Genomic DNA, 6,894 nt, shown 5'->3' with positions numbered 1-6,894 from the left:
TTACCGCCCAAAACGAAAGGCTCGTGACGCACATTGGAGCCCACTCTCAGGATCATAGCATCAGGACTGGTCTCGACCAGATAGCCTGTATTGACGTAGAAGTCGCCCTTGTCATAAATCTGCTGCGCCAATATCTCCTTGCGGGACTCGGCATCGATTACAGAACCGATCAAATGCAGTCTGCTCTCCAAGGCAGCATAGATAGCCAGGTAGATCTCTCGCATCAGCTCATCTGGAGTGGTATAGTTATCCGGCATTAGATCACTCCCACCCTGATCACTCTTGGAGGTCTGGGTTTCAGTTCATCCAGGCGGTTTTGTCCATGCTGATTAAGATACTCTCGAAGCCCGGTCAGTGCTCTTAGCTCAAGGTTTGCTTTGAATGCGTCAATTTCGCTTCCTGTGAGCAGTTCGGTGGCAGACTGGTCTAATCCTACTGTCTTGACTATTCCCTCACCCAGGGTCTTCAAATTGAGAAACTCACAGGTGCTATGCAGCATCAGGAAACAGAACGCAAAACGAAAAGAGATCAGGAATGGATCATCATCAGGGTAATCGTTGCGTATTGCATCTTGGTAATGATTAACTAAAACAAGGGTTCTGATCGTTTCCATGACGATAGCTTTATGTTCTTTGAAAATACCGTTGTCACCCATCTCCTTTGGCAAATTGAGTATAGCCAGCATGTCATCTATCTCGACCGGGATCGGTATCACTTGCCTTTCCTCATCAGCTCGGAGAGTTCAATCGCCCTACGGCCAACCTGCTTTGCCCACTTGGAAGCCAGCATACCATTGGCAGCCCGTTCCCAGTCTCCGGCAGCAATGAAAGCCAGAGTGTTATTGAAACCCAAAAGACCACCAATACCCAGGTTGAAACACATGTTCAGCAGAACCGACTTGCGGACTTCATCCAATGGATTATAAATCTCAGGAACCTCATCAATCAACTGCTTCTCGCAGTTCTGGATATCATTCTCCAAGAGTACGCAGGCTTCGGTCTGGGAGATACCGGAGTCATCAAGATTGCGACCAATACCGATGGTCAGTTTACCTGCTGTGCAGCGGTATGGCTTCAGCCTAAGACCTTCGTGCCTGACTAATTGTTCTTTGATGCGTTCTAACAGCGTTGCTTCCATCGTATCTCCTTGCGAGTAGTATTGGATACTGTCTCTGGAGCAAGGAAGCCACTACCCCGTATTCACACAAATACGGATGCATAACGATGCGACAGATTTTGTTATTGACAAAAACTGTGTGGGCGATTTCAATGCGAATTATGAGATTCATGCGAGATAATAAATGGGATATCCGTTTCAGTTAACACTTGCATATCCACTGGTGGATATCATCATGGAGTGCGTGTCGAAATGAGTCATAAATTGGCTTTTTCAACATTGATTCGACAATCGTTACTTTCTGACAAAGTGCAACATCGTCTAAGAGTTTATGATTCGGGAACACAAAACATAACAGATTATATTTCATCAGGAAAACAAGTTCGACCTTTAATGTTCTTATATGTCTACTCAGCATTATCAGGGAAGATGATATCCTCGCTTCATGTTAAAAGTACGGTTTGCGCCATAGAGATTGCTCATAGATCAACTCTTGTATCTGATGATGTTGCAGATAATCAGGTAGAAAGAAATAATAGACCATCTATATACGGGTTGATGGGTTTATCTGTAGCATCTCTTTCTTCTCAATTTTTACAAACAATCGCTATGGATATATGTCCGAAGAAGTATAGATCATGTCTTAATACTGCTATATATGATACCATGAACGGACAGCTGAAACAAGTATTCACAAATCCTGATAAACTAGCTGTTGCACTACGGGACTACAGAGAAATTGTTTGTTTAAAGTCAGGATCGATTGGTAGATTTGCTATTGCAGCAGGATTTCTTATGGCAAAACGACCAGTCCCACCAGAGATCGATGAGCTGTCAGAGAACTTAGCAATGGCTTATCAAGTATGCAATGATCTTGCAGATGTTATGGTGTGGTTACAAAAAGGAGATGATGAATTGATTGCTGATGTAAAGCAAGGGTCAATGTCTTTTCCCTTGCTGATAGCAATGGGTTATCATCACAAACCAGAATTCTTATTGAAGTTGTACCAGAACAAACAGATTGCAGACATGAAGATATTCAGGGAGTTATTTGAAAAACATCCAATTATCGAAGACTCTTTAGATCAAGTTAGAGGGTTTATCGAAAACAGTAAGCGTATCTTATACTCGCTGTTGCCGATTAATGAGTATTCAACTGAGCTGACTCAATACTTACTTGATAAATGGGTAATTGTGTATTCAACAAAGGAGAAGATATGACATTCCATGAACTAGATAATAAGTTGAAAATCTCATTTGTCTCATTAAGAGGAAGCATAATTGCTGGTTCCTTTGGCGGAGTGCTTTTTGGGATTAACTTCACTTTACAATTACTCGTTGGTATGTTCAGATTGACAGGAGCATCTGGGTTTTTAACGGGTTTGACAGTTCCTTTTTTTTTGGCCATTGCATCACGAATGAATCGTCAATGGGGTACGGCTACCATAATATGGACATTATACAGCTTTCTTGCTATTCCAACAGAGCTTATGGGAGTTCCAGGCCCATATAAATTGCTTGTCGGGTTCATGGGTGGATTAGCATATGATGTTGGATATTGTGGCTTAAAATGCAAACCTTTTGCTTTGTACATAGCATTGATACTTTACGTTGTGATGCTAAGTTTAGGGTTTTATGTTGTTTTTATTACAGGTCTTGTGCAAGATATCGTTGGGGGTAGTATCTTAAAAATACTAACTATCGTTCCATTAGTGTTTATCATCGAAGGTATGTTAAGCACATTTGCCGCATCAAGGTTCATGAAAAAGTATAGTCGCCTGTTTGGCTTATAAATGGGTATATCACTTGATTTAACAAATTGCTCCGTATCTTTCTTGGGCGGCAACCAGATTGACATCAGTATTGACAAACAAGGCTTATCTGTTTCCTCTGGTGACATTATACTCCTTTTGGGTGATAATGGCTCAGGTAAATCATCATATTTAAAGGCTGTAAGCGGGGTTTATAAGTCTACAATATTAGTAAAGCATTGCACGAAATTTTCAGTGGTCAATTCCGGAACTAAGAAAGATATCCAGCCCAATGTATCATTTAATGGAGACGATAATTGCGTGCGTTCAGGGTATTTATCTCAAGTGCCACGAGCAAATATAATATGTTCATCAATAAGGGACGAGTTTGAGTTTTCTGTCCGTCGATCAAACATATCAACCAAGCGTCCAAATGTGAACTATGCATTAGACCAAGTGAAAAGTCTCGGAATTACAGAAAACCACTCTCCTTATCAATTATCAAAAGGGCAGCAACAGATAGTTGGATATTTGGCTTTGTCCGTTATGGAACCAGAACTACTCTTCCTTGATGAGCCTACTGCATTTTTAGATGACTCGAGAGCTATCTGGGTACTGAATGATATATTGGAAAAGGAAAATCGTGAACGCTCAATAACATTTATTGCGACACATGATCAAAGAGTAGTAGACCATTTAAAATGTGATCCAAGAGTTATCGTATTAAGACTGTCATGCAATGTCAATCAGGTAGCGAAAGTACCAGATATTGCACATTATTCATTGAAAGGTGCTAAGAATCAACATAAATACACGCTTTCTTTATGTGATGTAACTGCTCAAAGGAATAAAAAGTGCTTCACTTTGCCCTCATCGGAATTGATACGTGGTTCATACCTATCAATAAATGGATCGAACGGATCAGGAAAAACTACTCTCATTGATGCAATTTGTGGATTCCATAAATCTGCAACAGGAAGTATTGTTTGGGGAGATAATACTTACAAAACAGGTAGAAAGTTCTTTGATTTTTTTAGTTATATTACTCAAAATGCCGAAGATCAGATTTCTATGTACGATTCATTTGATGAGTTAAGATGCAATGGGAAAATGCAAAATTGGCCAGAATGCCTTGCTGATCTATTAATTGCTATTAAGCCATTGTTAGGTAGATTTACATGGAGTTTATCATACGGACAAAGGAAACTATTGGTAGCCTGTGCCCAACTATGCTCAGCCCCGATATTGTTTATGGATGAACCTTTTGCATCATTAGATGGTACCTACAAATCTCTCCTAAAAAACGGAATCGCCAAGTTTCTTCAATCTGATGGTATTGCGATAATTGCGCAATGTAACAAAGAGGTTGTGCAGGTTAGTGGAAAAAAAGTTGAGGTTCAGATTTAGGTGTATATGATGCTATCAAATTCAAGAATTCTTGCCTATATAAGAGAACACATGGTTGATTCGTTCATAGCAACAACAAACCCAATAACAAGATTTATAATTGGGATTCTTTTTACTTTATGTATATTTATGAATAACCCTGTTGTGCTTGGTGTATTCACCATAATAGTCCTACTTACAGTGCTGTCCTCATTAGATACTATTGGTAGAGATTTAAAAGTACTGGCCATACCAGTGTTTATTAACATTTTAGCAATTGCCGTGATTAAGCTAAGTTCATTCATTGATGTTGATTTTATCCAAAGCTTCATCAAGAGTAGTTGGAAGTTTCTTAATCTATTCATGGCAGCATTGGTGTTTAAAATTCTTCTACCGCAAGACGAGATTATAACCGTGGCATATATGTTAAGACTTCCCAAAATAAGTGCTGCATTCATTTCATGTTTCAGGGCTGTAGACATTGGTATATGGGCATTGCTATGTACGATTAAAACGATTAGAATCAAGAAAATCACCTTTTTTAAAACACCTCTATTCTACTCAGAGACTCTGTTGGTCGGGTTTTTGGGACACTTTTTCGAATTTTTAGAATGCTTCGTTTTGTCTTTGCAAGTAAGAGGAGTCGCATCTCTGGGTTATGATCCTGAAAATCCTCAAAAGAAATTCCAACCTCAGGATGCTATGATAATATTCCTATTTTCGGCAGTAATCTTTCTCTTTCTAATAGTGCAGTAGTTTGTGGGAAATATCGTGAGTAATAGTAGGATATGGCTATAACGAATGATTTGCGATTCATTTCCTGTTTAGGGTTCCAACCGGAGTTTTTGATTCCAAGTCGCTTAGTCATCTCCTAACTGATCAAGCCGATTTTTTTCCATGCTCGCATCTCAAGACAATCGTATTTCAATATCTTCATGTAATATGCAGATACTACTTGCTTGATTTACCAGCCTAATTATCTTGGGTTGTTGAAGAATACTGCTGATAAGGAATAACATGACTACTGAACATAAAGTCTACAATGCTTCGGCTACAATGATGCGAGGGATTCAAAATGAATCTGTAACGTTGGTAGTAACATCACCTCCATATCCCATGATCGATATGTGGGACGATAGTTTTAGTACCCAACGAGTTAGTATCGATGTTGAGGATGAATCCAACGTTGATATTACTTTTAATGAGATGCATAGGATTCTATCTGATGTTTGGATGGAAAGTTTCAGAGTTCTGAGGCCAGGTGGATTGTTATGCATAAATATCGGTGACGCCACTCGTACAATAAATGGAGTTTTTAGATTGTTCTCCAATCACTCAAAGATATTACAAGACTGTTTGAAGATTGGATTCCTAAATCTACCGAATATTATATGGCGCAAACAAACAAATGCTCCCAACAAGTTCATGGGATCTGGCATGCTCCCCGGAGGGGCTTATGTTACTCTAGAGCATGAGTATATATTGATTTTCAGAAAACCTGGGAAAAGACAATTTAAAACTGATGACGATAAAAAACTGAGGAAAGAAAGTGCTTTCTTCTGGGAAGAGAGAAACACATGGTTTTCTGACGTTTGGGATTTTAAGGGTACCAATCAGGGACTTAACGGTAATGCCGGCAGAGAACGAAGCGGAGCCTATCCAATAGAGCTACCCAATAGATTGATAAACATGTATTCTCTACGAGGTGATACTGTTCTTGATCCCTTCCTCGGCACTGGAACTACAACACTTGCTGCCATGATGAATGGAAGGAACAGCATAGGCTACGATATTGATTCATCGTTTATTGATGTGTTGGACTCAAGAGTTAATGGCAGTTTCATATCCGAAGCTAACAACATAATCTATAATCGACTGAAAAATCATACGAAGTTTGTAGAGGATTATATAAAGAAGGGGAAACAGCCGAAACATATTAATGCCAATTACGGCTTCCCAGTGATTACTAGCCAAGAAACAGACCTCAAGTTATACGGTATATCCGATATCAAACGTGAACCAAACAAAGAATACTTAGTGGCTTATACTGACCCCGATGTTAACCAACAATATCTTGTATTTTAGAGACAATCTCCGGTAAGTTTGTAAACTCTTCTCTCTCATCGTAAATCAAGTAGTAGACTGGTTTACCCCAGGATGTGTTAGCCACATAATTGAAGCTAACTACATTCTGTCTCATGAAATAAAAAGTGTGGGGCTTGATCTGGATACCACAAACTTCTGTTCCGTTCTTCTTAACCACAAGATCAATGCGATACTCGGAATCAAGCTCTGCAGAGGCATCAATTACATCAAGTGAGGGTAATTGTAAGCTGATGACTTTCTTTGCTTTATCTTCAATGAGATTCCCTTTCAGAGATTGAGTGATAAACAAATCATATTCCCACCTTTTACATTCCTCAAGAGAGTACTTGTATTTGCCCCACTGCCTGATCTGCGACTCATAAAGATTTCGTCCAAAGTCCTCCACTGAGCCTTGGTGAATAATCTGATAAGATAGAGCCATTAGTCCGCAGAATTAGAGCCACCCCTCCGAATAATAGAGCCACTCGTTCCGAAGGTGAGAGCCACCTTGCCAATCAGGCATGATTTCAGACCATGGATTCATACACTAAATGGT

Annotated in this window: 9 protein-coding genes; 5 read left to right on the top strand and 4 right to left on the bottom strand. The window is 39.6% G+C overall.

Annotated elements, in window-relative coordinates; genetic code table 11:
• The 3 genes from Q8M98_04780 to Q8M98_04770 form a co-directional block, all read right to left on the bottom strand.
• A partial coding sequence (locus Q8M98_04780; GenBank protein ID MDP3114075.1) for a hypothetical protein occupies positions 1-257 on the bottom strand: 257 nt, incomplete at its 3' end.
• Entirely contained in the window at positions 257-715 is a 459-nt protein-coding gene (locus Q8M98_04775) for a hypothetical protein (GenBank protein ID MDP3114074.1), read from the bottom strand. The genes Q8M98_04775 and Q8M98_04780, both read right to left, overlap by 1 nt.
• Entirely contained in the window at positions 712-1,137 is a 426-nt protein-coding gene (locus Q8M98_04770) for a glycoside hydrolase family protein (GenBank protein ID MDP3114073.1), read from the bottom strand. Before Q8M98_04770 ends, Q8M98_04775 begins: the two co-directional genes overlap by 4 nt.
• A 231-nt stretch (positions 1,138-1,368) precedes the next feature.
• Between Q8M98_04770 and Q8M98_04765 the strand changes: the two genes are divergently transcribed.
• The 5 genes from Q8M98_04765 (at position 1,369) to Q8M98_04745 (ending at position 6,338) form a co-directional block, all read left to right on the top strand.
• Positions 1,369-2,337 (top strand): polyprenyl synthetase family protein, encoded by a 969-nt coding sequence (locus Q8M98_04765; GenBank protein ID MDP3114072.1) that lies wholly within the window; start codon positions 1,369-1,371, stop codon positions 2,335-2,337.
• A complete protein-coding gene (locus tag Q8M98_04760) occupies positions 2,334-2,909 on the top strand; it encodes a hypothetical protein (GenBank protein MDP3114071.1) in 576 nt (191 codons plus the stop codon). The genes Q8M98_04765 and Q8M98_04760 overlap by 4 nt, the downstream gene beginning before the upstream one ends.
• Positions 2,910-4,274, top strand: a complete 1,365-nt coding sequence (locus tag Q8M98_04755) for an ATP-binding cassette domain-containing protein (GenBank protein ID MDP3114070.1) — start codon at positions 2,910-2,912, stop codon at positions 4,272-4,274.
• A gap of 6 nt (positions 4,275-4,280) precedes the next feature.
• Positions 4,281-5,009 (top strand): hypothetical protein, encoded by a 729-nt coding sequence (locus Q8M98_04750; GenBank protein ID MDP3114069.1) that lies wholly within the window; start codon positions 4,281-4,283, stop codon positions 5,007-5,009.
• A 303-nt stretch (positions 5,010-5,312) separates the two neighbouring features.
• A complete protein-coding gene (locus Q8M98_04745; protein MDP3114068.1) occupies positions 5,313-6,338 on the top strand; it encodes a site-specific DNA-methyltransferase in 1,026 nt (341 codons plus the stop codon).
• Here Q8M98_04745 and Q8M98_04740 read toward each other — a convergent pair.
• On the bottom strand, positions 6,313-6,780 hold the full coding sequence (locus Q8M98_04740) for an MjaI family restriction endonuclease (GenBank protein MDP3114067.1): 468 nt from the start codon (positions 6,778-6,780) through the stop codon (positions 6,313-6,315). The two genes, Q8M98_04745 and Q8M98_04740, sit on opposite strands and share 26 nt — an antisense overlap.
• Positions 6,781-6,894 lie beyond the last annotated feature (114 nt).

Source organism: Candidatus Cloacimonadaceae bacterium (assembly GCA_030693415.1).
Classification (GTDB): domain Bacteria; phylum Cloacimonadota; class Cloacimonadia; order Cloacimonadales; family Cloacimonadaceae; genus JAUYAR01.
Note: the sequence above shows the minus strand (reverse complement) of the source record. Positions and strands in the feature narration are given on the sequence as shown.